Source organism: Nonomuraea sp. ZG12, assembly GCF_052068115.1.
Taxonomy (GTDB): Bacteria; Actinomycetota; Actinomycetes; order Streptosporangiales; family Streptosporangiaceae; genus Nonomuraea.
On sequence record NZ_JBQHCW010000002.1, the window covers coordinates 652,882 to 676,612 of the forward strand.

Here is a 23,731-nt window from a genome sequence, read left to right on the forward strand (position 1 = left end):
ATGCCGTACGGCGTAGGCCGGGCCCCCAGCGCCGCCGTCCGGCATCCCAACAATCCACGATTTTGACAACCATTTTCATTCTGCGGCATACTGACTCACATGATGTCAGGACATTCCCGCCTGCGTGCGGTCGGTATGCTCACGGGCGCCATGGTGCTCACCGCCACTGCGTGCGGCTCCACGACGACCGCCACCGCCCCTGTGGACAAGCCCGAGGTGCTCGCGGCCTTCTATCCGCTGCAGTGGGTGACCGAGCAGGTCGGCGGTCCCGACATCACCGTGCAGAGCCTGACCGCCGCCGGCGTCGAGCCGCACGATCTGGAGCTCGGCGCGCAGCAGGTGGCCGACCTCGAGGACGCCACGCTGACCGTCTACATCAAGGGCGTGCAGCCCGCCGTGGACGAGGCGGTCGCCGCCGACCGCAGCTTCGACGCCGCCACCGCCGTCACCACGATCCCCGCCGGTGAGCACGCGGAGGAGGAGCACGCCGAGGAGGGGCACGCGGAGGAGGAAGAGGCCGGCCACGAACACGAGGTCTCCTACGACCCGCACATCTGGCTCGACCCCTCCCGCTTCGCCACCGTCGCCACCAAGCTGGGCGAGCGCCTGGCCACCGCCGACCCGGCGCACGCGCAGGGCTACAAGGACCGCGCCGCCAAGACCGCGGCCGCCCTCACCACCCTGGACCAGGAGTTCACCAAGGGCCTGACCGCCTGCTCCACCAAGACCATGATCACCGCGCACGAGGCGTTCGGCTATCTGGCCGACCGCTATCAGCTCAAGCAGGTCGGCATCACGCTCGACCCGGAGACCGAGCCCTCCCCCGCCCGCATCGCCGAGGTCGCCAAGCTGGCCAAGGCCGAGAAGGTGACCACCGTCTTCACCGAGGCCCTGGTCAGCCCCAAGGTCGCCGAGGTGCTCGCCGCCGAGGCGGGCGCGAAGACGGCGGTGCTCGACCCTCTGGAGAGCAAGCCCAGTGGGGACTACCTTTCCGCCATGCGCGACAATCTTCAGACATTGCGGACTTCCCTGGGATGCACTCCATGAACGAACGCGCCTTCATGATGACCGCCGGACGGGTGACACTCGACCGGCGGTCCATCTTGCGTGGCGTCGACCTGACCGTCCACCCCGGCGAGGTCGTCGCCATCATGGGCGCCAACGGCTCCGGCAAATCCACCCTGATCCGCGCCCTGCTCGGCCTCACGCCCCTGTCCGGCGGCCAGACCCTCCTGTACGGCACCCCGCCCGCGAAGTTCCGGCACTGGTGGCGCATCGGCTACGTGCCGCAGCGCCTGGCGGTGGGCGGCGGCGTGCCCGCCACCGTCACCGAGGTCGTCACCTCCGGGCGCATCGCCCGGCAGCGGAGGCTCCGCCTCACCGGCGCCGCCGACCGCGAGGCGGTGGCGGACGCGCTGGACGCCGTCGGCCTGTCCGGCCGGGCGGCCGACCCGGTGCAGTCGCTGTCCGGAGGCCAGCAGCAGCGGGTGCTGATCGCCCGCGCGCTGGCCGGCCGGCCCGACACGTACGTGATGGACGAGCCCACGGCCGGCGTCGACGCCGCCACCCAGCAGATGCTCGCCGACACCCTGGCCACGCTGGTGGCCGACGGCAAGACCATCGTGCTGGTGGCGCACGAGCTCGGCCCGCTGGAGCCGCTCATCACCCGCGGCGTCGTGGTCAGGGAGGGCCTCATCGCGCACGACGGGCCGCCACCACAACCAGAAGGCGAGTGCGCCAGACCGGGGCACGAGCACGTGCACCCGCATGCCCCCGAGGTCACCGCCGCGGCCGGGCCGCTGCAGGGCTGGCAGGGAGAAGCATGATCGACTTGCTCGGCAGGGAATTCTTCCAGCTCGCGCTGATCGCCGCGCTGCTGGTGGGGCTCTGCGCGCCCGCCGTGGGGACCTTCATCGTGCAGCGCAAGCTGGCTCTGCTCGGCGACGGCATCGGGCACGTGGCGCTGACCGGCGTCGCGCTCGGCTTCCTGACCGGCACCGCCCCCGTGCTCACCGCCGTCGCGGTCGCCATCGCCGGCGCCGTCGCCATCGAGGTGGTCAGGGCGCGCGGCCGCACCAGCGGTGACGTCGCGCTGGCGCTGCTGTTCTACGGCGGCATCGCGGGCGGCGTCATGCTCATGGGCATCGCGCCCGGCGGCAGCAACGCCAAGCTCAACGCCTACCTGTTCGGCGCGATCGCCAGCGTCACCAGGCTGGACATCTGGATCATCGGCGGACTGGCCGTCGCGGTGCTCCTGGTGGTCGGGATCTTCGGCAGGGAGCTGTTCGTGCTCTGCCAGGACGAGGAGATGGCCAAGGCCAGCGGCCTGCCGGTGCGCTTCCTCAGCCTGCTCATCGCCGTCACGGCCGCGCTCACCGTGGTCATCGCCATGCGCGTGGTCGGCTTGCTTCTGGTCAGCGCGCTGATGGTGATCCCGGTGGCCACCAGTCAGCAGCTCACCAGAGGCTTCCGCTCGACTATGCTGCTGGCCATGCTGTTCGGCGTGATCGCCGCCGTGGGGGGACTGCTCGTTTCGTCCCAGTCCGCCAAGGTGGCGCCGGGCGCCGCCATCGTGCTTCTTGCTCTGCTCGGCTTCGTCCTGGCCCTCGGTGTCGGTAAGTTCGTACGTCGAAGCCGATCCCAGGAGTCCACAGTGAGCGAGCGACGCGGCATGAGCGTCAAGGAGGTCGCATGACCACAAGACGCGATGCCGTCCATGACACCCTCCGGCAGAGCGCGGGCTTCCGCAGCGCTCAGGACGTCTACGCCGAGATGCGCCAGCACGGCGCCAAGATCGGCCTGACCACCGTCTACCGTGCGCTCCAGGCGCTGGCCGACGGCGGCCACGTCGACGTGCTGCGCACCGACGACGGCGAGTCGGTCTACCGCGCCTGCGCCACCGGCGAGCACCACCACCACCTCGTCTGCCGCCGCTGCGGCCGGACCGTCGAGGTGGAGGGCCCCGCCGTCGAGCGCTGGGCCGAGACGGTCGGCACCGAGCACGGCTTCACCGAGATCACTCACACGGTCGAGGTCTTCGGCACCTGCGCGTCCTGCTCCAAGACGTCGCTGGCCGGTTGAGGCCGCCGCGAGCCCCACAGCACGCCCGCGACGATCACCGCGCAGCCGGCGAGTTGCGCCACCGACGGGTGCTCGTCGAGCAGCGCCGCCGACAGGGCCACCGTCGTCATCGGCTGGACGAGCAGGAGCAGGGCGGTCAGCGCCGCGGGCTGCCGCGGCAGCGAGTAGGCGATCAGCGACCAGCCGAGCACTTGCGGCCCGAGCGCGAGCAGCAGCAGCCAGCCGTGCGCGGGCCAGACAGGCGCGAAGTCCGCGCCGCCGAACAACGGGCTGAGCGCCGCGATCGCCAGGGTGGCGACCGCGGTGGCGTGCGCGATCGGCCCCACCGCGCGCCCCGCCCCGGCCTTCAACAGCAGCATGAACCCGGCGTAGGCGATCGAGGTGGCGACGCCGGTGAGCACGCCGAGTGCCGGGTTCGCGCCGTACGCCGCGCTGTCGAAGACGCCGGAGATCAGCACCACGCCGGCGAACACCACCGGGGTGGCGAGCATGAGCCGGTTCGACGGCCGCTCATGGAACACCGCCCAGGCGGCGAACGCCACGATGAACACCTGCAAATTGCCCAGCACGGTCGCCAGGCCCGCGCCCACGTAGTCGATCGAGTGGTGCCAGAACAGCAGGTCGAGCGCGAACAGCAGACCGGCCAGCCAGGCCAGGTTGCGCGCCTTGCCGGGCAGCGGCCCGAGCCTGCGGCGCTCCAACCAGGCCAGCACCAGCATCGGCGGCACCGCGTAGGCGCACCGGTACAGCGCGGAGGTGGCAGGCGAGACCTCGGCCATCCGCACCAGGGGCGCGGACGTGGAAATGATCAGAGCACCGGCGACCGCGACCAGCACGATACGGCGATGTGCACTCACGAGCCCCCCTGCTCCCCCGCAGGGGAGATACGCTTGACCACGCTAGAACCAGCCCCGACAGGAGTCAATATGGCGTTTGGCCATGACATGGTGCATGCACTGGCCACCGTCGTCGAGCTCATCAACACCTCGCCGTCCACCGGCGGCGACGACGACCTGGTGAGCCTGGCCGAGCTGCAGTCCTTCGTCGAATCGCGACAGGTCAGCGGCATCACCACGCTCACCGCCCGCGACCTCGGTCAAGTTCGGATGGTACGCGAAGCCTTCCACCGGGTTTTCACCGCCCCCGACCAACCCACCGCGGTGCGCATCCTCAACTCACTGCTGTCGGAGACCCGGATCACCCCCCGGCTGACCGAGCACGACGGCCACCCCCTGCACGTCCACTACTTCGCCCCCGACGCCACCCTCGCCGAGCACCTGGCGGCCGACTGCGGGGTGGCGCTGGCACACCTGCTGGTCGAGGACGAGTGGCAGCGGCTGCGCACCTGCGCGGCCCCCGACTGCGAAAGCGTCTTCGTCGACGAGTCCCGCAACCGCTCGCGCGTCTACTGCGACAGCCGCACCTGCGGCAACCGCATGCACGTGGCCGCCTACCGGGCCCGCCGCCGCGCCTGACGCCGTCCGACGCGTCAGTCGACGATGAACAGCCGGGCGCCTTCCTGAGTGCTGGAGCGATGCGGCCGGACGCCGTCGCCGACCTGGTAGCTGCTGCCCGCGCGCATCGTGACGATCTCGCCGTCGGCCAGCTCGGTGGTGAGCGTGCCCTCCAGCACCAGCAGGATGTGGCCGCGGTCGCACCAGTGATCGGCGACGTAGCCGGGGCTGTACTCCACCATCCGGACGCGTACCGAACCGAGCTCGCGGGTGCGCCAGGTGGCGGTCCCCGACTCTCCCGCGTGCTCGGTGGTGGGCACCTGCGACCAGTCGGTGATCCCGAAAGGAATGTCAGTCAAGGTCATCAGCAGAGCCTAGACCTGATTGGGCAGCGCTCCGCCGTAGCGCCGGTCGCGCTTGGCGTAGGTCTCGCACGCCTGCCACAGGTCCCGCCGGTCGAAGTCGGGCCAGAGCCGGTCCAGGAACACCATCTCGGCGTAGGCCGACTGCCACAGCAGGAAGTTGGAGAAGCGCTGCTCGCCGGAGGAGCGGACGAACAGGTCCACCTCCGGGATGTCCGGCTCGTCGAGGTAGCGGGCGAAGACCTTCTCGTTCACCTTCGCCGGCCTGACGCGGCCGGCCACGATGTCCTCGGCCAGCCTGACCGCCGCCTGGACGATCTCGGCCTGGCCGCCGTAGTTGACGCAGAACTGCAGCGTCAGCTTGTGGTTGTGCTCGGTCATCTCCTCGGCCGTCTGCAGCTCGGAGATGACACTCTTCCACAGCCGCCCCGGCTTGCCCGCCCAGCGCACCCGCACGCCCATGGCGTGGAGCTCGTCGCGGCGGCGCCGGATCACGTCGCGGTTGAAGCCCATCAGGAAGCGGACCTCGTCGGGCGAGCGCTTCCAGTTCTCCGTCGAGAAGGCGTACGCGCTCAGGTAGGGGACGCCCAGCTCCAGCGCGCCCTCGATGACGTCGAACAGCGAGGCCTCGCCCGCTTTGTGCCCCTCGGTGCGCGGCAGCCCGCGGGCCTTGGCCCAGCGGCCGTTGCCGTCCATGACGATGGCCACGTGCCGTGGCACCAGGTCGCGCGGGATCGGCGGCGGCGTCGCACCCGAGGGGTGGGGTGACGGCGGGCGGACGTTCAAACCGGCTCTCTTTCCACGTGTCGAAGCGAGCGAATGCCGTGCTCCAGATGCCACTGCAGGTAGGCCGCCACGAGACCGCTGCACTCACTGCGGTGGCGCGGCTCCGAGGCGTCGGCGGAAGCCCAGTCACCGCGCAGCAGCGCCGTCATGAGCCCGATCGTCTCCCCCGCCGGCACTGCCGAGCCGGCGGGCTTGCACGCGCCGCACACCACACCGCCCGCCACGATGGCGAACGCCCTGATGGCAGGGGCCTGGCATCGGGCACAGACCTCCAGCGCCGGAGCATAACCGGCGACGGCCAGCGAGCGCAGGAAATAGGCGTCGAGCACCAATCTCGACTCGTGCAGGCCGTCCGCCAGCGTGCGTAGTCCGCCCACCAGCAGCAGGAACTGCCGCAGCGCGGGCTCCTTCTCGCCGTGGGTGAGCCGGTCCGCGGTTTCGAGCATCGCGGTGCCCGCGGTGTAGCGGGGATAGTCGGCCGCCAGCGCCTCGCCATAGGGTCTGATCGTCTCGGCCTGGGTGACGATGTCGAGCGAGCGGCCGGTGTGAAACTGCACGTCCACATGGGTGAACGGCTCCAGCCGGGCGCCGAAGCGCGAGGTGGTGCGGCGTACGCCCTTGGCGACGGCCCGCACCTTGCCCGTGCGCTTGGCCAGGACGGTGATGATGCGATCGGCCTCGCCCAGCTTTTGGGTGCGCAAGACCACGCCCTCATCCCGGTAGAGACTCACCAGGCCATCCTACGGCCGTACCAAAGTGGAGAAAGTTCGTGCAACACCCCTTGTGGTGTGACGCGACTTTCCGCAACCCTCACTAGACTTTGACGCCTGTCCCCCATCGCCAGTTGTTCAACCCCCCGTTACCGCCTCGAAAGGGAGTCATGACCCGCGTGGTCCTGCTGGGCTCTTCGCCCGGCCCCGACACCGCTCCGACCGGCTTGAGGCTCGCCGCACTTCCCGGCAATCCCACCGTCGTCGAGCGACTGCGCAGCCAGGTCCTCACGATGGACCCGCGGCCCGCCACGATCGAAACCGGCGACGTGGCCGCCGCCCTGCGCGCCCTGGCCGAAGTCGCGGACGCCGCGACGGAGAACCTGTTCATCATTCCTGACAACTCGGTCGTCCACGACGAGCTGATCTACCAGATCAACAAGACCAAGCGCGGTGCGCTGGTGCTCGTCGCCAAGGAGCCGCGTCAGGAGGCGGCCGACGAGGCGGCCGGCCAGATGACCGGAGAGCAAGAGGTCCCCGAGACCGTCCCGATCGACGAGGCCGACCCCGAGATCGGCATGAGCCGGGTCGAGGGCCTGCCCGTCCGTGCCCGCATCGGCAAGTCCCGGGTGGTGTCCATCGGCACCGCCACCCACAAGGTGACCAGGCCCAACGCCGTGCTGCTCGGGCCGATGCAGATCAGCACACGCAACGCCCCCGTGCTGGCCGAGACGTGCCGCGAGCTGGCCGACATGGCCGACACGTTCGGCGAGAGCGACGACCTGGTGCAGCTCATCGCCTTCGGCCTGGTCCGCAAGGGCGTGTCGGTCGGCATCCGAGGCCGCCGCGACCTGTTCTTCCGCCGGGTCACCACCCAGGAGGAGGCCAACGAGGCCGGCACCGAGATGTCCGGCATGAACGAGGACCGCGCCAGGCTCAACCACGCGGTCAAGGGCGCCGACGGCTTCTTCACCACCTACTTCGTCTCCACCTACTCCCGCTTCATCGCCCGCTGGGCGGCCAGGCGCGGCCTGACGCCCAACCAGGTGACGTTGATCTCGATCGCGCTCGGCGTCGCCGCCGCCGCCTGCTTCGCGACCGGCGACCGGCCCGGGATGATCGCGGGCGGGGTGCTGATCTACTTCGCTTTCGTCTTCGACTGCGTCGACGGCCAGGTCGCCCGTTACGCCCGCAAGTTCGGGGTGCTGGGCGCGTGGCTGGACGCCACGTTCGACCGGTTCAAGGAGTACGTCGTCTTCGCCGGTCTGTCCATCGGCTGGGTGGTCTCGGGCAACAGCGACGACATCTGGATCCTCGCGCTGGCGGCCATCGGCCTGCAGTCCGTACGCCACCTGCTCGACTTCTCCTTCGGCATCTCCAACCGCCGTAGCAAGGCGCCCGCGCAGCTGCCGACGCTGCCGCTCGGCGCGCCCGACGACCGGGACCTGCGCAGAGCCCTGGTGGCCCGTAAGGAGGAGCGCAAGCAGGGCATCCGCGGTCTGCTGAAGATGTGGTCCAAGGCCGGCAAGTACCGTGCCGTCCACTGGGCCCGTAAGATGATCGTGTTCCCCATCGGCGAGCGGTTCGCGGCCATCGCGATCACCGCCGCCCTCTTCGACGCCCGCATTACCTTCCTCACGCTGGTGATCTGGGGCACCGTCGCCGCCACATACACCCTGACCGGACGCCTCATGAGGTCGCTCGCATGATCACCCAACCGCAGGCCGCCGCAGGCCCCACGCCGGACCCCGACGAGGAGCGCCGGCGCGTCCAGACCGCCCGCCTGCTCGCCTACCGCGACGACGGCCCGCTCGTCCACGCGGTGGCCGGCAAGCTGGGCAAAGGCCTTCCCCCCGTTCCCGCCACGCTGGCGGCCCTGCTGGCCGTCATCGCGGTCAGCGCCACCGGGCTGCTCACCCCGGGCCCGATGCTGCTCGTCCCGCCGCTGATCGTGGTGCTGCTGGTGCTGCCCACCGCGCCGCGCCACCACCTCGGCCGGCTCGACTGGCTCACGCCGCCGATGCTGCGCGCGGCCGAGTTCCTCACCATGATCGTGATCGGCCTGGCGGCCGACGCGCCCAAGTGGCTGCTGTTCGTGCTGGTGTACGTCGTCGGCTACCACACCTACGACACCGTCTACCGCACCAGGCAGAGCATCTGGCCGCCGGCCTGGGTCTTCCACGCCGGCCTCGGCTGGGAGCTCCGGCTGCTCATCATCGGCCTGGGCGCCGCGCTGGGCTGGCTCACGCCGGTGCTGGCGGTGCTGACGGCCTACCTGTTCGTGCTGTTCGCGGTGGAGAGCGTGACGAGCTGGGTCCGTCTCGACAAGGCGTCGGCGCAGGCCGGCGCGGACGCCGAGCAGGACCTGGAGGCCTCTCCGGAAGAGGTCATGGAGCAGGCCACGGGCGAGGCCGAGAAGGCCTAGGCTCTCCCGACTTCCCCTTCACGCACGTGGCCGGCCGCCTTCCGAGGCGGCCGGCTTCGTGCGTTTTCCGGGCTGCGGCATCTGCTTGGGGCCGGATGTGACCGATTAGTCTGGGAATCCAGGGCACCCGGAGCCGGGAGACGCGGATGGCGTTCTTGTCACGGCTGTTCAGGCGGAGCGATCTGCTGACAGAGCGGGAGGAAGCGCGCAAGCAGGGCATGCGGGATGCGCGCCGGCACCCGCTGAACGAGTTCACCGATCCTGACCATCAGCCCGCGTACGTCACGGAGGTACGCGCCCGGGCTCGGGAGCGGATCACCGAGGTCGACAGGGAGCTGGCGGCCAGGCGCACCGCCCTGCTGGAGCGAGCCCTGGGGGCCCAGCAGACGATCATGCGCGAGCTGAGCAGACCCGACTTACACCCCGCCCCCCACACCAACGGCCACCCCCCTTCCGGCCCTGACGGCTCCCCCTCCGGCCCCGGCCAGCACCACGAGCCCGGACGTGCCTCTCACCCGGCCTCTCATCCGGCTCCCGAAGCGCCGCCGGCCGACGCCGGGGGCGGAGCGGATCCGTTCATCTCCATCGCCGAGGCCCGGTGGCGGCGGGCCGAGGCGCGGCGGCGGCAGGAGTTGAAGCAGGCCGGTGAGACCGTGCTGCAGGCTCGCGCGCACCTGGAGCGGCTCGCCCAGGAGTGGGAGAGCGCCCTGATCGAGCACGACCACGCCGTGGAGGGCCTGCACGCCCGGGCCGAGCTGCTCATCGCCGCCTACCGGAGCGGCGTGCTGCGCTCGCACCCGCGCCGGGAGGAGGTCCCGTCGCTGTGGAAGGGCGAGGTCATCGCGATGAACTCCACCGGCGACACCACGGCGGGCGTCTCCGGCCGGGAGGAGATGGGCCGCATCCTCCACGAGGTCGAGGAGCGCATCGAGGTGTGGCACGCCGAGGTCCTGCCCCGAGAGCCGGCCGTACGGTCCGGCACGCGCCTCTCCCTCGCCCCACGACGCCCGCCGGCGACACCTGTGCCGGCGATCGAGCAGGACATACCGGAAGGCTCTGGTGAGAGCGGAGAAGAGGGTCAGGGCCTCGCGAAGGACCACAACAGCGACGGGGGCAGCAAAGCGGCGCAGCGTCCCCTGGGAGGTGGCGGTGGGCTTGAGTAGCGGGCGAAGAGTGCGGCGTGGGGTGGCGGCCGGCGCTGTGGTGGTGCTGGCCGCGGCGGGGGTGGCCGGGTGCGGGACGGACGCGAGGGCGGTGTGCGGGGTGGTGGTTGACTCCACTTCGTACGCCGATCCGGACACGTCGAGGAAGGACGTCACCTCGAAGTTGCCGGCGTTCGCCGAGGGGTGCGACTGGGTCGGCTTCGCGGCCGTGACGGGCAGCTCGGAGAGCAGTTCGTGCCGCCAGGACCCGGTGGCCATCGCCGCCACCGCAGCCGAGAACCCGAACGCGAACCCGGTCGTCGAGGAGCGGGTGCGCGAGCATCGCAGCACCGAGGTGCTGCCGCGTGCGGTGAAGCTGTTCGACTGCCCGGCCGAGGGCCAGGGGTCGGATGTGCTGGGCGCGCTGCGGTATGTGGTGAAGCAGGCCGACGCGCGGCGGCAGCCCGACAAGGCGCACCAGATCATCGTGTTCAGCGACCTGATCAACAACCGGGGCGAGCTGGACCTGGGCAAGCTGGACCTGGGCGAGGCGGCCAGGCAGCAGAAGGTCAAGGAGTTGCTGGACGCCCGCCTGCTGCCGGATCTGACCGGCTATACCGTGACGGTGCACGGGTTCCTGCGGGAGAAGACGTCGAGCCCGGACCGGTTCCCGCTGCTGGAGGCGTTCTGGCGGGAAGCGCTGGAGGGGGCGGGAGCGACCTCCGTGGACCTGCTGTGAGCAACTGAGAGCGCTCTCCCATCGGCAGCGCACGGCCTTCACGCCACGGTCAACCCCGCCGTGCGGATCGTTGACAACGCGTTAACCGATGTGTTTACGTTCGTGAGAGAGCGCTCTCTCTCGCGCTTCCGCCTCCGCACCCCCAGGAGCAGCGATGACATTACGTCCCTTAGGAACGGCGGGCCGCAGGCGGCTCGCGGCGATGGCAGCGGCGGTGGTCACGCTCAGCGGCCTCCTCGTCCACGGCGCCGTGAGCGCCGCCGCCGACGTCCCGGCCACCCCCTCAGGCTGGTCCCAGGTCTGGGCCGACGACTTCAACGGCCCGGCGGGCTCGCCCCCGTCCTCGGCCAACTGGATCGTCGACACCGGCCACAACTACCCGGGCGGCCCCGACAACTGGGGCACCGGTGAGATCCAGAACTACACCGCCGACTCCACCAACCTGGGCCTCGACGGCTCCGGCAACCTGCGCATCACGCCGCGGCGCAGCTCCTCGGGCGAGTGGACGTCGGCGCGCGTCGAGACCAGGCGCAGCGACTTCAAGCCCGCCGACGGCCGCATCCTGCGCATCGAGGGCCGCATCCAGATGCCGAACGTCACCGGCGCCGCCGCCTCCGGCTACTGGCCGGCGTTCTGGGCCCTCGGCTCCCCCTACCGGGGCAACTACTGGAACTGGCCCGGCATCGGCGAGTTCGACATCATGGAGAACGTCAACGGCATCAACTCGGTGTGGGCCGTGCTGCACTGCGGCGTCGCCCCGGCCGGCCCGTGCGACGAGTTCAACGGCCTCGGCGCCAGCCGCGCCTGCCCCGGCTCGACCTGCCAGTCCTCCTTCCACACCTACCGCTTCGAGTGGGACCGCAGCGTCAGTCCCAACCAACTGCGCTGGTACGTGGACGGCCAGCAGTTCCACAGCCTGAGCCAGTCGCGGTTCGACGCGGCCACCTGGAACAACATGACCGGCCACGCCGGCTACTTCCTGCTGCTCAACGTCGCCATGGGCGGCGCGTTCCCGAACGGCGTCGCCGGCAGCAGCACGCCGACGGCGGCCACCGTGCCGGGACACCCGATGGTGGTCGACTACGTGGCCGTGTGGCAGAGCGGCACCGGCAATCCCGATCCCGATCCTGATCCCGAGCCCGGCAACGTGGACGCCCGGTCACGCATCCAGGCCGAGAACCACCAGGCCCAGCAGGGCACCTTCACGGAGAACACCACGGACACCGACGGCGGCCGGAACGTCGGCGCCATCGCCAACGGCGACTGGCTCCGCTTCGACGGCGTGAACTTCGGCGGCCAGGCCGCCACCCAGTTCAAGGCCAGGGTGGCGTCCGGGGCGGCCGCCGGGGTGAGCGGGCTCGTGCAGGTGCGGCTCGACAGCCCGACCGCGTCACCGGTCGCCGAGTTCGCGCTGGCCAACACGGGCGGCTGGCAGTCCTGGCGGACGGTCCCGGCGAACATGTCACCGGTGACCGGCACGCACACGGTCTACCTGACGTTCAGCAGCGGCCAGCCGGCCGACTTCGTCAACGTCAACTGGTTCACCTTCTCCACCACCTAGCTCCACCAGGTCAGGCGCCGCGCGCATCCGCGTCGCGGCGCCTGGCCACGATCCGCTCGGCCCAGCTCGCGGCCTCCGGATCGCGCAGCCCCTCCACCACACCGCCGAGGTACGCCGTGGCCAGGCTGTCGAAGCCGCTGTCGAGCTGCCGCACCCGGCCTGCCCGGCGCCGGTCGGCGGACTGCAGGTACTGGGCGATGCTCTCGGCGTGACCGGCGTCCTGCTGGTAGACGGCCTGGGCGGCGGCGTGGGTCCGCGCCTCGGCGTCCCGCTTGGCACGCAGCTCGCGCAGCCTGCGGTCGTTGGGGTTGTGCATCCGGCGGCCGAGGTCCGCCGCGATCAGCGCGGTGGCGATGAGCAGGGCCAGCAGGAGGATCATCGTGGGCAGCTGCCCGACCCCCTCGGAGGTGGGCCCGATCTCCTGCCCGTCCACGACCAGCGGCCTGACGAGGGCATCCCGGCGGAGCACGGCTACGGCGACGATGAGCCCCAGCCAGACCAGTGCCACGCCGGCCAGCAGCCAGCGCCCGCGCGCCGAGCTGCCGTGCTCCTGCCAGGACCGGAACGTCCTGCCGTACAGGTGCGGCGCGACCAGCATGATGAGGGCCGTGCCGGCGGCGAGCAGCGCGGTCATCGCGACGCTGTCGCCCCAGCTGAGGATCACCTGATAGAGGATCGGCACCTCGACGATCAGCAGCAGGAGCAGCAGCAGGGCGGCGGGCAGCCAGCGGCGCACGGTGGGCCAGCGGCTGCCGGACAACGCGATCGAGCTGGGGCGGCCGTCGCCGGGGCGTCTGCTGGGCTGCTCCAGCTCGGCGACCCGTGGCCGGGTGTCGTCCAGGGCCGTGCGGGCGTCGGTGAAGGCGCGCTGCGACTCGGCCAGCTTGATCTTCTGGGCCTCGAAGGCGGCCCGCGCCTGCTGGATCTCCCGCTCGGTGAGGTCCTCGATCCGGGCCAGCTCGCCCAGCCGCTCGTCCTCCAGCTCATGGAAGCGCGGCACGCTGCCGGTCTGCAGGGTCAGCGTGTCGATCTGACCGTCGGCGGCGTGCCCGCGGCCCAGCTCGCGCTCCTCGCGGCGGCGGGCCACCCAGTCGGGCAGGTGGTAGAGGTCGCCGTCGTACGCCACGGCGGGCGCGATGCGGGCGATCTGCCCGGGATCGGTGGGTTCGTCCTTGTGCCGGCGGAAGAGGGGCATCTGGCCTCCAGCGAAGGGCTGTCCTTCGATGCTAGCCGCCAGGCCGCCCGCCGCGAGGTCCCGCGCTCATCCGCTGTCCCGGACCACCAGGCTCGTGGGCAGCACGACGGACGTGGTCGGCCTGCCTTCCAGCCGGGACAGCAGCAGCCTGGCCAGCGCCTTCGCCAGCCCCGCGACGGGGACTCGTACGGTGGTCAGCGCGGGGTCGGTCCAGGAAGCGGCGGCCACGTCGCCGAAGCCGACGACCGCCAGGTCGGCCGGCACCCGCAGGCCCATCCTCGCCACCGCCCGCAGCACGCCGGCGGCCAGCTCGTCGCTGCTGGCGAAGATCGCGTCCAGGCGGTCCACGTCATGCACGAGCCGCCCGGTCGCCGCCACGGCCGTCTCCCCTTCGAGACCGGCGAGGGCCAGGTGCGGCCGCAGGCCCTCCCGCTGGAGGGCCTCGCGGTGGCCGGTGAGCCGGTCCTGGACGGCGATCAGATGGGTGGGGCCGCAGACCATGCCGATGTGCCGGCGTCCCTGGCGCAGCAGGTGCTCGGTCGCGGCGGCGGCCCCCGCCACGTTGTCCACGTCCACGTACGGGACGAGCGAGGTGATGGCGGGCTTGCCGAGCAGCACGACGGGCGCGTCGGTGCGGGCCAGCCGCTCGGTCAGCGGGTCGGTGTCGTCCGCCGGCAGCAGGATCACCCCGTCCACCAGCCCGGCCTCCACGTGCTGGAGGATGCGCCGGTGGCTCTCGGCGGTGTCGGAGAGCATGAGGGTGATCCGCTTGCCCGCGCTTTCGAGCACGCTGGTGACGTACTGGACGACGGCGGCGGTGAGGGCGTCGCCGCGCTGCCCGGGGACCGACAGGACCAGCGCGATCGTGTCGGTGCGGCGGGTGACCAGGCTCCGGGCGGCCGCGTTGGGCACGTAGCCGAGCTCCTTGACGGCCAGCATCACCCTCGCACGCACCTCGGCGCTGACCGACAGCTCGCCGTTGACCACGCGTGACACGGTGGCCCTGGAGACGCCGGCGCGCGCGGCCACGGTCTCCAGCGTGGGCCGCTTGGGCCGGTCGTCGCCGAGCCCGCCGCGCTTGATGACGGCGCGATACCAATGGGCGCTGTCCTTCATGAGCCGCCGCTGGGTGGCGAAGTCGACGTGCACGAGGCCGAACTTGCGCTGGTAGCCGTCGGCCCATTCGTGGCAGTCGAGCAGCGACCAGACGAGGTAGCCGCGCACCTTGGCGCCCGCCTCGATGGAGGTCAGCAGGGCGCGCAGGTGCTCCTCGATGAAGCTGATGCGGTCGGTGTCGCGGACGCCGTCGCCGGTCACGGTGTCGGCGAAGTCGGCCCCGTTCTCGGTGATCATGAGGTTCAGGTCCGGGTACTCCCGCGACAGGCGGTCCAGCAGCAGTGTCAGCGCGTTCGGCACGATGGGCCAGCCCATGGCCGTCACGGCCGTCGGCACGGTGGTGAACAGGATGTCCTCGCTGCCCGGGTAGGCGGGGTCGGCCGGCTCGCCCGGCTGGGCCTGGACCACGCAGGGCGCGTAGTAGTTGACGCCGAGCAGGTCGATGGGCTGGGCGATGATCTCCAGGTCCCCGTCACGGACATGGGCGAGCCCGGCGGCCCGGTCCACGACCTCCAGCAGGCCGTCGGGATAGCGGCCGCGCAGCACCGGCTCCAGGAACTGGCCGTGGATGAGCCGGTCGATCCTGTCCACCGCTTCGGCGTCCTCCTCCGACAGCCGCCTGCCGGGGTCGGTCACCTGGCCGGGGGTCAGCACCGGGGAGAAGTTGAGCGCCACGCCGACCTCGGCGGCACCGGCCGAGCGGAGCGCGCGGGCCGCCAGCCCGTGCCCGAGCAGCAGGTGGTGCGCGCTGGTGAACGCGTCGGCGGCCGACTTCCTGCCGGGTGCGTGGATGCCGGCGGCGTAGCCGATGAACGCCGCCACCCACGGCTCGTTCAGCGTGAACCAGGTGCTCACCCGGTCGCCGAGCCGGTCGTGCACCACCTGCGCGTAGTCGGCGAACCGGTGCGCCGTGTCACGCTCCGGCCAGCCGCCGCGATCCTCCAGCGCCTGGGGCAGGTCCCAGTGGTAGAGGGTCACGTACGGCTTGATCCCCGCGCCCAGCAGCTCGTCGACCAGCTTGTCGTAGAAGTCCAGCCCCGCCGGGTTGGCCCGGCCGATCCCCTCGGGCAGCACCCTGGGCCAGCTCACCGAGAACCGGTAGGCGCCCACGCCCAGGTCCTTCATCAGCCGGACGTCTTCGGGATAGCGGTGGTAATGGTCGCAGGCCGCGGCGGAGTCGGAGAAGGAGTCCCAGATGGAAGGGCCTCGGCCGTCCTCCGTGCCGGCGCCCTCGACCTGGTAGGCGGACGTGGACGTACCCCACACGAAGTCTTCCGGGAACTTCGTTCTGCTCATCTCTTCGGCAACCTTCCGGCCAGTTTGCGTAGCGCCCAGTCTCCCGTGGTTCGATCGTCGCGCGCCACACGGGCGAGGCTGTATACAGAGCGCGTGGAACTGGATCGGTTGGACCGTGACATCATCGCCGCGCTCGTCGACGACGCCCGTGCGACCTACGCCGAGATCGGCCACCAGGTGGGGTTGAGCGCGTCGGCCGTCAAGCGGCGGGTGGACCGGCTGCGGGTCACCGGCGCGATCACCGGTTTCAGCGCCAGGGTGGCGCCGCAGGCACTCGGCTGGACGACCGAGGCGTACGTCGAGCTGTTCTGCCAGGGCAAGACCAAGCCGTCGGACATCGCGCTGGCCGTGGCCCGCTATCCCGAGGTGGTCGGCGCGGCCACGATCACCGGCGAGGCGGACGCGCTGCTGCACATCCGGGCGACCGACGTACGCCATGTGGAGCGGGTGATCGAGCGGATCGCGGCGGAGGCGTTCGTGGTGCGGACGAAGAGCTCGATCGTGCTGTCCAGGCTGGTCGACAGCCCTCCGGGGAGCGCTCCCGGGAGCGCCGTGGCGGAGCCGCGCAACGGATCGCCGGTCGCCGGCTGAGACTCGCAACAAAACCTCACCTACACGCAATACCGCCCACTTACCTGCGACAACGCCGCTTCCTAAGCTGTCATCCGTCCCCTGATGTGAGGACCTTTCACTACGCACCACACCGGAGCCCTGCATGCCCAGACACTTCCTGATGTGTCGCCCCGACCACTTCGCGGTCGAGTACGCGATCAACCCGTGGATGCATCCCGAAGCCGGCTCCGATCGCGACCTCGCCATCCGCCAGTGGGAGGGTCTCAAGGCGGTGTACGAGAGCCTCGGGCACCAGGTCAGCCTGATCGACCCCATCGAGGGCCTGCCGGACATGGTCTTCGCCGCCAACGGGGCGCTGGTCGTCGGCGGCCGCGTCTTCGGCGCCAGCTTCGCCTTCCCCCAGCGGGTCCCCGAGGGCCCGGCCTACCTGCGCTGGTTCGCCGAGCGCGGGTTCGAGACGCTGGAGCCCGCGCACGTCAACGAGGGCGAGGGCGACTTCCTCACGCTCGACGACGTCATCCTCGCCGGCACCGGCTTCCGCACCGACCTCGCCGCGCACCACCAGGCGCAGGAGTTCCTGGGCCGTCCGGTAGTGTCGTTGACGCTGGTAGATCCGCGTTTCTACCACCTTGACACGGCCCTGTTCCCGCTCGACGGCCGCAACGTCGCCTACTATCCCGGCGCCTTCTCCGCAGGCAGCCGTGAGGTGCTGCGCCGGCTGTTCCCGGACGCCGTGCTCGCGACGGCGCTCGACGCCGAGGTGCTCGGCCTCAACGCGGTCAGCGACGGCAGCCACGTGGTGATCAACTCCGAGGCCGGCGACCTTCAGCTGGAGCTGAAGCGGCGCGGCTACGAGGTGATCCCTGTCGAGCTGTCGGAGCTGCGCAAAGCAGGTGGCGGCCCCAAGTGCTGCACACTGGAGATCAGGGGGGAAACTGCATGACCACCAGCGCAGAACTCATAGAGGTCAGTGAGCGCCGCAGCGCGCACAACTACCATCCGCTGCCCGTCGTGATCCACGAGGCGCACGGCTCCTGGGTCACCGACGTCGAGGGCAAGCGCTACCTGGACTTCCTGTCCGGCTACTCGTCCCTGAACTTCGGCCACGGCAACCAGAAGATCATCGAGGCGGCGCAGGAGCAGCTCAAGCACCTGACGCTGACCAGCCGCGCCTTCTACCACGACCAGTTCGCCCGGTTCTGCGCCGGGCTCGGCGACCTCACCGGCAAGGACATGATCCTGCCGATGAACACCGGCGCCGAGGCCGTGGAGACCGCGATCAAGGTCGCCCGCAAGTGGGGCTACCTGGTCAAGGGGGTCGAACGGGACAAGGCCAACATCATCGTGATGGAGGACAACTTCCACGGCCGTACCACCACGATCGTCAGCTTCTCCACCGACGAGGACGCCCGCGCCGACTTCGGGCCGTACACCCCGGGCTTCACGGTCGTGAAGTACGGCTCCACGGAGGCGATCAGGTCGGCCATCGACGCCAACACGGTCGCGGTGCTGATCGAGCCGATCCAGGGCGAGGCCGGGGTGCTGGTGCCGCCGGACGGCTACCTCACCCAGGTGCGCGAGCTGTGCACCGAGCAGAACGTGCTCATGATCGCCGACGAGATCCAGTCCGGCCTCGGCCGCACCGGCAAGACCTTCGCCTGCGACCACGAAGGCGTCGTGCCCGACGTCTACGTCCTGGGCAAGGCCCTGGGCGGCGGCGTCGTCCCGGTCTCGGCCATCGCCGCGAACGAGGACGTGCTCGGCGTGATCAAGCCGGGTCAGCACGGCTCCACGTTCGGCGGCAACCCGCTCGCGTGCGCCGTCGGCAACGCCGTGATCGACCTGCTCAACACCGGCGAGTACCAGGACAGGGCCGCCCGGCTCGGCGAGGTGCTGCACGCCCGGCTGCGCGAGCTGATCGGCCATGGCGTGGTGACGGTGCGCGGGCGCGGCCTGTGGGCGGGCGTCGACATCGACTCCTCCCTGGCCACCGGCCGCGAGGTGTCCAAGGCGCTGATGGCCCGCGGCGTGCTGGCCAAGGACACCCACGGGTCCACGATCCGGCTCGCGCCGCCGATCGTGATCTCCGAGGAGGACCTCCTCTGGGCGGTCGACCAACTCGCCGACGCGATCAACTCCTTCCGCTGACCCACCACGGCCCGGCCCGCACCCCACAGGGGGTGCGGGCCTGTTTCGGTGAAGGGCTCGGTCAGTCTGTCGTGGGCACCGGTGATGCGGACGGTCGAGCCCGCCGGCCGTCGGGGGCCTCGGTGGATACGACGTCCGGCGAGGACCGCGGGACGACGGAGGCGGACGGCACGGCGACCGTCGGGGCGACAGAGGCGGACGGCACGGGGCTCGTCGGGGCGACGGAGGGGGACGGCACGGGGCTCGCGGACGGGGACGGGGTGTCGGCCTCGAGAACAGGCTGCGCCGTGCAGCTGCCGTCCCCCTCGACGTCGCCGACCTCCGGCAGCTTGTCCACGACCATGACGCGGAGCGCGGCGGTGTGCGCGACGAGGCTCCCCACCGGCGCGCCGGCCACCTTCGCGTCCACGACCGTGCCCCGCTCCCCCAGCAGGGTGCGGGTCGCCGGGTCGAAGATGAGCTGGTGCAGCGTCCCCTGCGACCGCCGCCCGAGCGCGACCCCCGTGCGCCCGGCCGAGTCCTGCACCCCCCGGGCCTCCTCGACCCCGGGCATGGCCTTGATGGCCTCGAACACCGCCTCCCGCTGCGCCCTGGGCAGGTAGGTCTCCCTGACCAGCTCGCCCGCCGCGTCGAAGGCGGCCTCGGCCACGTCCCGATCACCCGCGCCGTCCCGATAGAAGCGCTCGCGCATCCGCTCCGGGTCGGCGGGCAGCGTGCTCAGGTAGGAGTAGTCGTCCCGCCGGTCCCCCAGCTGGTCGGGGCAGGCCGCGAGCAGCGATCGGGTCGGCCCTCGCAACCGGTGCGCGTTCTCCGGCAGTTCCTGCCCGGGCCACGGCTTCGGCTCCAGCTGCTCGATCAGCAGCAGCCCGGGGGCCTGCCCGTCGACCGACTGGTAGATCTTCCGGTGTGTCCGGTACAGGTGCCGGGTCGGCTTCGCCGCCGAAGCGGCCGAGGCGGCCGTGAAGCCGTACATGGTGTCGGACTCGATGAGGATGAACTGCCCCGGCTCGGGGTGGAGCTCGGGAAAGCCCTGCTGGGCGAGGCTCGTCACCGAGGTGGCCGTGGAGATCCTCTGGTCGGTCCCCGTGCCCTGGGCCGACAGGGCCACCGCCACGCCGCCGACGAGGGTGATCGTCACCCCGAAGGTGGCCACGACCTGCCAGCCCAGCCGGGGAAAGCGGAAGCCGCGGCGAGCCTCGCGCAGCAGTCGCTCCCGCGCCCTGGCGCGGGCTTCCGGCCGGTACGGCGGCACTGCGGGGGGGTTGTCGGCGAAGTCCTTGAACTCCCCGTTCTTGAAGTCGTCATCCATGCTGGGGCTCCTCTGCGAAGGGATCGTTGCCGCCGAATGCCCGGCGCACTTTCACGCGGAGCCTGTGCAGCCTGGACCGCACCGTGCCGACCGGCACGCCCAGGGCGATCGCCGTTTCCTCGTAGGTGAGGTCGGTCCAGGCCACGAGCAGCAGCAGGTCACGCTCCCCCGGGTTGAGCAGGGTCAGTGCCCGGGCCAGCCTGGGCTGGAGCTGCTGGGCGGTGACCCGCTCGGCGCTGCGGTCGTCGAACGTGCCCGGCCGCTCCGCCCCCACCCTGGTCATGGCGCGGTTACGCCGCCGCTCGGTCCTGCGGTGCTGGGCGACGACCTTGGTGGCGATGCCGTACAACCAGGGCCTGGCATCGGACCAGGCGGGGTCGTAGCGGGCGCGGCGCCGGAAGGCGACCAGGAACACCTCGCCGGTGACGTCCTCGGCCGGCTCCGGGCCGAGGCGTCTGGCGGCGTAGCGGTGGATCTCGTCGGCATGCCGATCGAACAGCGCGGCAAAGCTCTCCGGATCGTCCAACGAACGCCCGATAAGCGTTGAGTCGTCCGTATCGGACAGTTCGTGAACAGCCACCACGTTGCCGGTCCTCTCTCATGCGGTCACCTTGTTCTTGACCGCACGGCGGGATCCGGTTCCGACTATTTCATTCCAGTTTCATGGAGCCCACTTCACGGATGTCGTCGCCCGTGGAGTCGTACCAGGTGGCCTCGGCTCCCGGGAAGGAGAGCATCGCGACCGCGTTCTGGAACCACGGGCCCTTGATCACCCGCCATCTGAACGGCGGCTTCGGCAGTTTCGCCGACCGCGCCAGCAGCCCGCCGATCAGCGTGGCGACGCCGAACTGGGTGAGCACGTTGGCCCAGCGCAGCGTCCGGCTGAGCGGGTTGCGGATCGGCGAGCAGACGAGCTGGTAGACCGGCCCGGTGTTGGCCTTGGAGACGTAGGAGTAGTGCACGTCGCCGGACAGGATCAGCACCGGCTTGCCCAGCCCGATCAGCAGCCGGGACAGATCCTCGAACGAGCGTCTGAAGGCAGCCCAGTGTTCCAGGTCCACGGCCTGCCTCAGCTGTTCCGACAGCCGCGCGACCGGGCGTCCCCAGGCGCCGTCGCAGAGCGCCTCGTTCCAGTTCTGTACGCCGTGCACGCCCTCGGGCAGCAGGAACGGGATGGACGAGCCGATGATCAGCCGGTCGGTGGGCTTGGCGACCTCCTCTTCGAGCCAGGCCCATTCCAGCGGGTCGAGCATCCGGCGGTCGCCCGGCGTGAGCTGCCTGGCGCACCTGGTGTCGATCATGATGAGCCGGCTGTGGCCGAGGTCACGGGAGTAGCTCCACCGGTTGCTGGTCGTGTCGGCGTCGGCCCGCGCCGCGAAGGCGTCGAGTGCGGCCGCGCCGTCGCCGCCACTGCCCATCAGTGTTCGCAGCAGCGGATCGTCCGCCCGCTCGGCCGGCGAGAGGTTGCCGAGGTGCTGGTAGACCCAGTAGGCGCCGAGCCCGGCCACCACCCGGCGCTGCCACCAGCTGGTCTTGGCCATCTGCTCGCGCCAGGTCTTGGAGGTGTTCCAGTCGTCGCGCAGATCGTGATCGTCGAAGATCATCGCCGTGGGGACGGTGGACAGCAGCCATCGGATGTCGGGGTCGGTCCAGGCCTGCCGGTAGAGCTCGGCGTACTCCTCGAAGTCGGCGATCTCGTTCTTCGGCTCGTCGTTGTCCCGCCGGGCGTGGATGAACTCCAGCATCTCGGGCGAAGGACTGTCGGCGTAGACCTGGTCGCCGAGGAGCAGCAGGAGATCCGGCCCCAGCTCGTCGTCGCCCTGCGACAGATGGCAGCCGAGGGAGCGCAGCATGTCGTACCCGTAAGTGATCTCATGCGGCGCGTCGTGCGGCGCGCTGGTCCGGCACGACCCGAACGCGATCCTGCCCGGCCCCTCCGCGGGGAACAGCCGGATCCGGCTGGGTGGCCGCCCTTCCAGCGGCCACACCTCCTCGCCGTCCAGCTTCACGGCATAGGGAGCCGCATCCTGGGAAAGGTCTGTGATGTCGACCATCGCATAATGGTGACCGTGGACGGTGAAGGTAGGCGACTTGTACGGCCTGCCGTCGGCCTCCACGGTCACCTCGCAGGGCTCTTCGGTCTCCACGAAAATCGAAGCGCTGGCAGAATCCACATAGCGCAACATCGGCCCGATCACCAGTGCGGGCATTACACCCCCCGGTCTGACAGTTCGGCACACTTCGGGCCACAAGCTTGCCAGAGTGTCGCGTTCAGGGCACCCGGATCGGTGGCTTGACTTCCAAGGACCGCGCATCGCCTCAGTAACGACGAGAGCCCCCTAGGCAACACCAAACACCCCGCTCTAGGCTGATCACGACAAGTACGCCCAAATGGGTTTAGGCAACGGCGCCTTACCCAAATATAGGGCGTCCATAACAGGAGGACCTCTTTCATGAGCGTCATGGTGCCGTCAAAGACGCCGGCACAGATCACACCCGGCCGCCAGGCCCTCGACACCGCTCTCTACCAACTCGGCCAGGCCGCCGACCATCTCGGGCTCGGCGACGGGCTCCGCACGATGCTCGGCACGCCCCGCCGATCGCTGACCGTCTCGGTCCCGGTGCGCCGTGCGGACGGCCACATGGACGTCGTCCAGGGCTACCGGGTTCAGCACAACGTCTCACGCGGCCCCGCCAAGGGCGGCCTCCGTTTCCATCCCGGCACCGACATCCACCAGGTGACCGCGCTGGCCATGGGCATGACGTGGAAGTGCGCCCTGGCCGACATCCCGTACGGCGGCGCCAAGGGCGGCGTGGCCGTGGACCCGGCCACGCTCGACATCCGCGAGCTGGAGCGGCTGACCCGCCGCTACGTCAACGAGATCCTGCCGATGATGGGCCCGGACAACGACATCCCGTCCCCTGACGTCGGCACCGACGAGCGGACCATGGCCTGGATCCTGGACGCCTACAGCGTCAACGCCGGCCACGCGCTGCCCGGCGTCGTCACCAGCGCCGCGCCGGGCGACTCGCCCGGCCAGGCCGGCGCGACCTCGCGCGGGGTGCAGATCGCGGCCCTGTCCGCGCTGGGCCGCTCGCCGGAGGGCGCGACGGTGGCGGTGCAGGGCTTCGGCAAGGTCGGCGCGCTCACCGCCCAGTACCTCGCCGACGCCGGCTGCAAGGTCGTCGCCGTCTCCGACCTCTCGGGCGCCGTGTACGCGCCCGGCGGGCTCGACCTCGCCGGCCTGCGGGCCTGGGTGGCCGAGTCCGGCCACGTCCTCGGCTACCGCCACGCCGACGCCCTCGGCCACGACGAGCTGTTCGAGCTGGACGTGGACGTGCTGGTGCCGGCGGCGCTCGAAGGCGCGATCACCGAGGTGAACGCGCCGCGCGTGCGCGCCCGCCTCGTCGTGGAGGGCGCCAACGGCCCCACCACGCCCGAGGCGGACGAGATCCTCACGGCCAACGGCACGACGGTCGTGCCCGACATCCTGGCCAACGCCGGCGGCGTGATCGTGTCCTACCTGGAGTGGGTCCAGATCATGCAGGCCTACTCCTGGAGCGTGGAGCAGGCCGAGCGCAGGATGCGGGACCTGATGGTCAGCACCTACGCCGAGGTCGGCACGCTGGCCGCGCGGCGCGGTCTCACGCTGCGCCAGGCGGCCCACGTCATCGCGGTCGGCCGCGTCGCCGAGGCCCACCAGACGCGCGCACTCCTCCCGTGACCAGAACGCCGGCCCGCCCGTGACGGCGCGCCGGCCCGACCGGCTGTCACGCGCGGGCTCCCGCCGTGACAGCCGGTCGCACCCGCCTCTCCATCCAGGTTGGGTAAAC

The 23,731-nt window shown here is 70.9% G+C and carries 23 protein-coding genes; 14 read left to right on the top strand and 9 right to left on the bottom strand.

The window, feature by feature from the left end:
- The first annotated feature begins 99 nt into the window (after nt 1-99).
- The 4 genes from ACTMTF_RS10050 to ACTMTF_RS10065 are packed head-to-tail and all read left to right on the top strand — an operon-like array spanning nt 100 to nt 3,081.
- Complete coding sequence (locus tag ACTMTF_RS10050; RefSeq protein ID WP_441110351.1) at nt 100-1,047, top strand: metal ABC transporter substrate-binding protein; 948 nt, start codon at nt 100-102, stop codon at nt 1,045-1,047.
- Nucleotides 1,035-1,826 carry a metal ABC transporter ATP-binding protein gene (locus ACTMTF_RS10055; protein ID WP_441110352.1) on the top strand — a complete coding sequence of 264 codons (792 nt, stop codon included), beginning with the start codon at nt 1,035-1,037 and terminating at the stop codon, nt 1,824-1,826. The genes ACTMTF_RS10050 and ACTMTF_RS10055 overlap by 13 nt, the downstream gene beginning before the upstream one ends.
- A complete protein-coding gene (locus ACTMTF_RS10060; protein WP_397009519.1) occupies nt 1,823-2,695 on the top strand; it encodes a metal ABC transporter permease in 873 nt (290 codons plus the stop codon). The genes ACTMTF_RS10055 and ACTMTF_RS10060 overlap by 4 nt, the downstream gene beginning before the upstream one ends.
- Nucleotides 2,692-3,081, top strand: a complete 390-nt coding sequence (locus ACTMTF_RS10065) for a Fur family transcriptional regulator (protein ID WP_397009517.1) — start codon at nt 2,692-2,694, stop codon at nt 3,079-3,081. The genes ACTMTF_RS10060 and ACTMTF_RS10065 overlap by 4 nt, the downstream gene beginning before the upstream one ends.
- Here the strand turns inward: ACTMTF_RS10065 and ACTMTF_RS10070 are convergent.
- Nucleotides 3,021-3,938 carry a DMT family transporter gene (locus ACTMTF_RS10070; RefSeq protein ID WP_441110353.1) on the bottom strand — a complete coding sequence of 306 codons (918 nt, stop codon included), beginning with the start codon at nt 3,936-3,938 and terminating at the stop codon, nt 3,021-3,023. The two genes, ACTMTF_RS10065 and ACTMTF_RS10070, sit on opposite strands and share 61 nt — an antisense overlap.
- 69 nt (nt 3,939-4,007) lie before the next feature.
- On the opposite strand from ACTMTF_RS10070, the gene ACTMTF_RS10075 reads away from it, so the two are divergent.
- On the top strand, nt 4,008-4,556 hold the full coding sequence (locus tag ACTMTF_RS10075; protein WP_441110354.1) for a CGNR zinc finger domain-containing protein: 549 nt from the start codon (nt 4,008-4,010) through the stop codon (nt 4,554-4,556).
- Nucleotides 4,557-4,570: 14 nt separating this feature from the next.
- Here the strand turns inward: ACTMTF_RS10075 and ACTMTF_RS10080 are convergent, their stop codons facing one another.
- The 3 genes from ACTMTF_RS10080 to recO are packed head-to-tail and all read right to left on the bottom strand — an operon-like array spanning nt 4,571 to nt 6,414.
- The gene (locus ACTMTF_RS10080) at nt 4,571-4,900 is read right to left on the bottom strand and encodes a DHCW motif cupin fold protein (protein WP_441110355.1); all 330 of its coding nucleotides are present in this window, start codon (nt 4,898-4,900) and stop codon (nt 4,571-4,573) included.
- 9 nt (nt 4,901-4,909) lie between these two features.
- Complete coding sequence (locus ACTMTF_RS10085) at nt 4,910-5,683, bottom strand: isoprenyl transferase (RefSeq protein WP_441110356.1); 774 nt, start codon at nt 5,681-5,683, stop codon at nt 4,910-4,912.
- Nucleotides 5,680-6,414 (bottom strand): DNA repair protein RecO, encoded by a 735-nt coding sequence (gene recO / locus ACTMTF_RS10090; RefSeq protein ID WP_441110357.1) that lies wholly within the window; start codon nt 6,412-6,414, stop codon nt 5,680-5,682. The genes ACTMTF_RS10085 and recO overlap by 4 nt, the downstream gene beginning before the upstream one ends.
- Nucleotides 6,415-6,563: 149 nt before the next feature.
- Between recO and ACTMTF_RS10095 the strand changes: the two genes are divergently transcribed.
- The 5 genes from ACTMTF_RS10095 to ACTMTF_RS10115 all read left to right on the top strand — a co-directional run bounded on the left by ACTMTF_RS10095 (nt 6,564) and on the right by ACTMTF_RS10115 (nt 12,260).
- Nucleotides 6,564-8,102, top strand: coding sequence for a CDP-alcohol phosphatidyltransferase family protein (locus tag ACTMTF_RS10095; protein ID WP_441110358.1), 1,539 nt, complete (start codon nt 6,564-6,566; stop codon nt 8,100-8,102).
- A complete protein-coding gene (locus tag ACTMTF_RS10100) occupies nt 8,099-8,818 on the top strand; it encodes a DUF5941 domain-containing protein (RefSeq protein WP_397009505.1) in 720 nt (239 codons plus the stop codon). Before ACTMTF_RS10095 ends, ACTMTF_RS10100 begins: the two co-directional genes overlap by 4 nt.
- Before the next feature lie 146 nt (nt 8,819-8,964).
- Nucleotides 8,965-9,981 carry a hypothetical protein gene (locus tag ACTMTF_RS10105; protein ID WP_441110359.1) on the top strand — a complete coding sequence of 339 codons (1,017 nt, stop codon included), beginning with the start codon at nt 8,965-8,967 and terminating at the stop codon, nt 9,979-9,981.
- Nucleotides 9,974-10,699 (top strand): hypothetical protein, encoded by a 726-nt coding sequence (locus ACTMTF_RS10110; protein WP_441110360.1) that lies wholly within the window; start codon nt 9,974-9,976, stop codon nt 10,697-10,699. Before ACTMTF_RS10105 ends, ACTMTF_RS10110 begins: the two co-directional genes overlap by 8 nt.
- A 154-nt stretch (nt 10,700-10,853) precedes the next feature.
- Nucleotides 10,854-12,260, top strand: a complete 1,407-nt coding sequence (locus ACTMTF_RS10115; protein ID WP_441110361.1) for a glycoside hydrolase family 16 protein — start codon at nt 10,854-10,856, stop codon at nt 12,258-12,260.
- A gap of 10 nt (nt 12,261-12,270) precedes the next feature.
- Here the strand turns inward: ACTMTF_RS10115 and ACTMTF_RS10120 are convergent, their stop codons facing one another.
- Together ACTMTF_RS10120 and ACTMTF_RS10125 are read right to left on the bottom strand one after the other, a co-directional pair.
- A complete protein-coding gene (locus ACTMTF_RS10120) occupies nt 12,271-13,455 on the bottom strand; it encodes a hypothetical protein (RefSeq protein ID WP_441110362.1) in 1,185 nt (394 codons plus the stop codon).
- A gap of 66 nt (nt 13,456-13,521) precedes the next feature.
- Nucleotides 13,522-15,867, bottom strand: coding sequence for a GH1 family beta-glucosidase (locus ACTMTF_RS10125; protein ID WP_441110363.1), 2,346 nt, complete (start codon nt 15,865-15,867; stop codon nt 13,522-13,524).
- Nucleotides 15,868-15,960: 93 nt separating this feature from the next.
- On the opposite strand from ACTMTF_RS10125, the gene ACTMTF_RS10130 reads away from it, so the two are divergent.
- The 3 genes from ACTMTF_RS10130 (at nt 15,961) to rocD (ending at nt 18,588) form a co-directional block, all read left to right on the top strand.
- Entirely contained in the window at nt 15,961-16,458 is a 498-nt protein-coding gene (locus ACTMTF_RS10130) for an Lrp/AsnC family transcriptional regulator (protein ID WP_441110364.1), read from the top strand.
- A gap of 124 nt (nt 16,459-16,582) precedes the next feature.
- Nucleotides 16,583-17,383, top strand: coding sequence for a dimethylargininase (gene ddaH, locus ACTMTF_RS10135; RefSeq protein WP_441110365.1), 801 nt, complete (start codon nt 16,583-16,585; stop codon nt 17,381-17,383).
- Nucleotides 17,380-18,588 carry an ornithine--oxo-acid transaminase gene (gene rocD / locus ACTMTF_RS10140; protein WP_441110366.1) on the top strand — a complete coding sequence of 403 codons (1,209 nt, stop codon included), beginning with the start codon at nt 17,380-17,382 and terminating at the stop codon, nt 18,586-18,588. Before ddaH ends, rocD begins: the two co-directional genes overlap by 4 nt.
- 61 nt (nt 18,589-18,649) lie before the next feature.
- On the opposite strand, the gene ACTMTF_RS10145 is transcribed toward rocD, so the two are convergent.
- From ACTMTF_RS10145 to ACTMTF_RS10155, 3 genes are all read right to left on the bottom strand, one after another.
- The gene (locus tag ACTMTF_RS10145; protein WP_441110367.1) at nt 18,650-19,897 is read right to left on the bottom strand and encodes a CU044_5270 family protein; all 1,248 of its coding nucleotides are present in this window, start codon (nt 19,895-19,897) and stop codon (nt 18,650-18,652) included.
- Nucleotides 19,890-20,423, bottom strand: a complete 534-nt coding sequence (locus ACTMTF_RS10150; protein WP_441110368.1) for an RNA polymerase sigma factor — start codon at nt 20,421-20,423, stop codon at nt 19,890-19,892. The genes ACTMTF_RS10145 and ACTMTF_RS10150 overlap by 8 nt, the downstream gene beginning before the upstream one ends.
- Before the next feature lie 124 nt (nt 20,424-20,547).
- The gene (locus ACTMTF_RS10155) at nt 20,548-22,107 is read right to left on the bottom strand and encodes an alkaline phosphatase D family protein (RefSeq protein WP_441110369.1); all 1,560 of its coding nucleotides are present in this window, start codon (nt 22,105-22,107) and stop codon (nt 20,548-20,550) included.
- A 243-nt stretch (nt 22,108-22,350) separates the two neighbouring features.
- On the opposite strand from ACTMTF_RS10155, the gene ACTMTF_RS10160 reads away from it, so the two are divergent.
- On the top strand, nt 22,351-23,622 hold the full coding sequence (locus ACTMTF_RS10160; RefSeq protein WP_441110370.1) for a Glu/Leu/Phe/Val family dehydrogenase: 1,272 nt from the start codon (nt 22,351-22,353) through the stop codon (nt 23,620-23,622).
- Nucleotides 23,623-23,731: the final 109 nt, after the last annotated feature.

What these genes read in the sequence shown, in the direction of transcription:
- ddaH (WP_441110365.1), top strand. Translation starts at nt 16,583, where the DNA reads ATGCCCAGACACTTCCTGATGTGTCGCCCCGACCACTTCGCGGTCGAG.
- ACTMTF_RS10125 (WP_441110363.1), bottom strand. Translation starts at nt 15,867, where the DNA reads ATGAGCAGAACGAAGTTCCCGGAAGACTTCGTGTGGGGTACGTCCACG.
- ACTMTF_RS10055 (WP_441110352.1), top strand. Translation starts at nt 1,035, where the DNA reads ATGCACTCCATGAACGAACGCGCCTTCATGATGACCGCCGGACGGGTG.
- rocD (WP_441110366.1), top strand. Translation starts at nt 17,380, where the DNA reads ATGACCACCAGCGCAGAACTCATAGAGGTCAGTGAGCGCCGCAGCGCG.
- ACTMTF_RS10075 (WP_441110354.1), top strand. Translation starts at nt 4,008, where the DNA reads ATGGCGTTTGGCCATGACATGGTGCATGCACTGGCCACCGTCGTCGAG.
- ACTMTF_RS10065 (WP_397009517.1), top strand. Translation starts at nt 2,692, where the DNA reads ATGACCACAAGACGCGATGCCGTCCATGACACCCTCCGGCAGAGCGCG.
- ACTMTF_RS10155 (WP_441110369.1), bottom strand. Translation starts at nt 22,107, where the DNA reads ATGCCCGCACTGGTGATCGGGCCGATGTTGCGCTATGTGGATTCTGCC.
- ACTMTF_RS10060 (WP_397009519.1), top strand. Translation starts at nt 1,823, where the DNA reads ATGATCGACTTGCTCGGCAGGGAATTCTTCCAGCTCGCGCTGATCGCC.
- ACTMTF_RS10105 (WP_441110359.1), top strand. Translation starts at nt 8,965, where the DNA reads ATGGCGTTCTTGTCACGGCTGTTCAGGCGGAGCGATCTGCTGACAGAG.
- ACTMTF_RS10050 (WP_441110351.1), top strand. Translation starts at nt 100, where the DNA reads ATGATGTCAGGACATTCCCGCCTGCGTGCGGTCGGTATGCTCACGGGC.
- ACTMTF_RS10145 (WP_441110367.1), bottom strand. Translation starts at nt 19,897, where the DNA reads ATGGATGACGACTTCAAGAACGGGGAGTTCAAGGACTTCGCCGACAAC.
- ACTMTF_RS10095 (WP_441110358.1), top strand. Translation starts at nt 6,564, where the DNA reads ATGACCCGCGTGGTCCTGCTGGGCTCTTCGCCCGGCCCCGACACCGCT.
- ACTMTF_RS10120 (WP_441110362.1), bottom strand. Translation starts at nt 13,455, where the DNA reads ATGCCCCTCTTCCGCCGGCACAAGGACGAACCCACCGATCCCGGGCAG.
- ACTMTF_RS10100 (WP_397009505.1), top strand. Translation starts at nt 8,099, where the DNA reads ATGATCACCCAACCGCAGGCCGCCGCAGGCCCCACGCCGGACCCCGAC.
- ACTMTF_RS10115 (WP_441110361.1), top strand. Translation starts at nt 10,854, where the DNA reads ATGACATTACGTCCCTTAGGAACGGCGGGCCGCAGGCGGCTCGCGGCG.
- ACTMTF_RS10160 (WP_441110370.1), top strand. Translation starts at nt 22,351, where the DNA reads ATGAGCGTCATGGTGCCGTCAAAGACGCCGGCACAGATCACACCCGGC.
- ACTMTF_RS10080 (WP_441110355.1), bottom strand. Translation starts at nt 4,900, where the DNA reads ATGACCTTGACTGACATTCCTTTCGGGATCACCGACTGGTCGCAGGTG.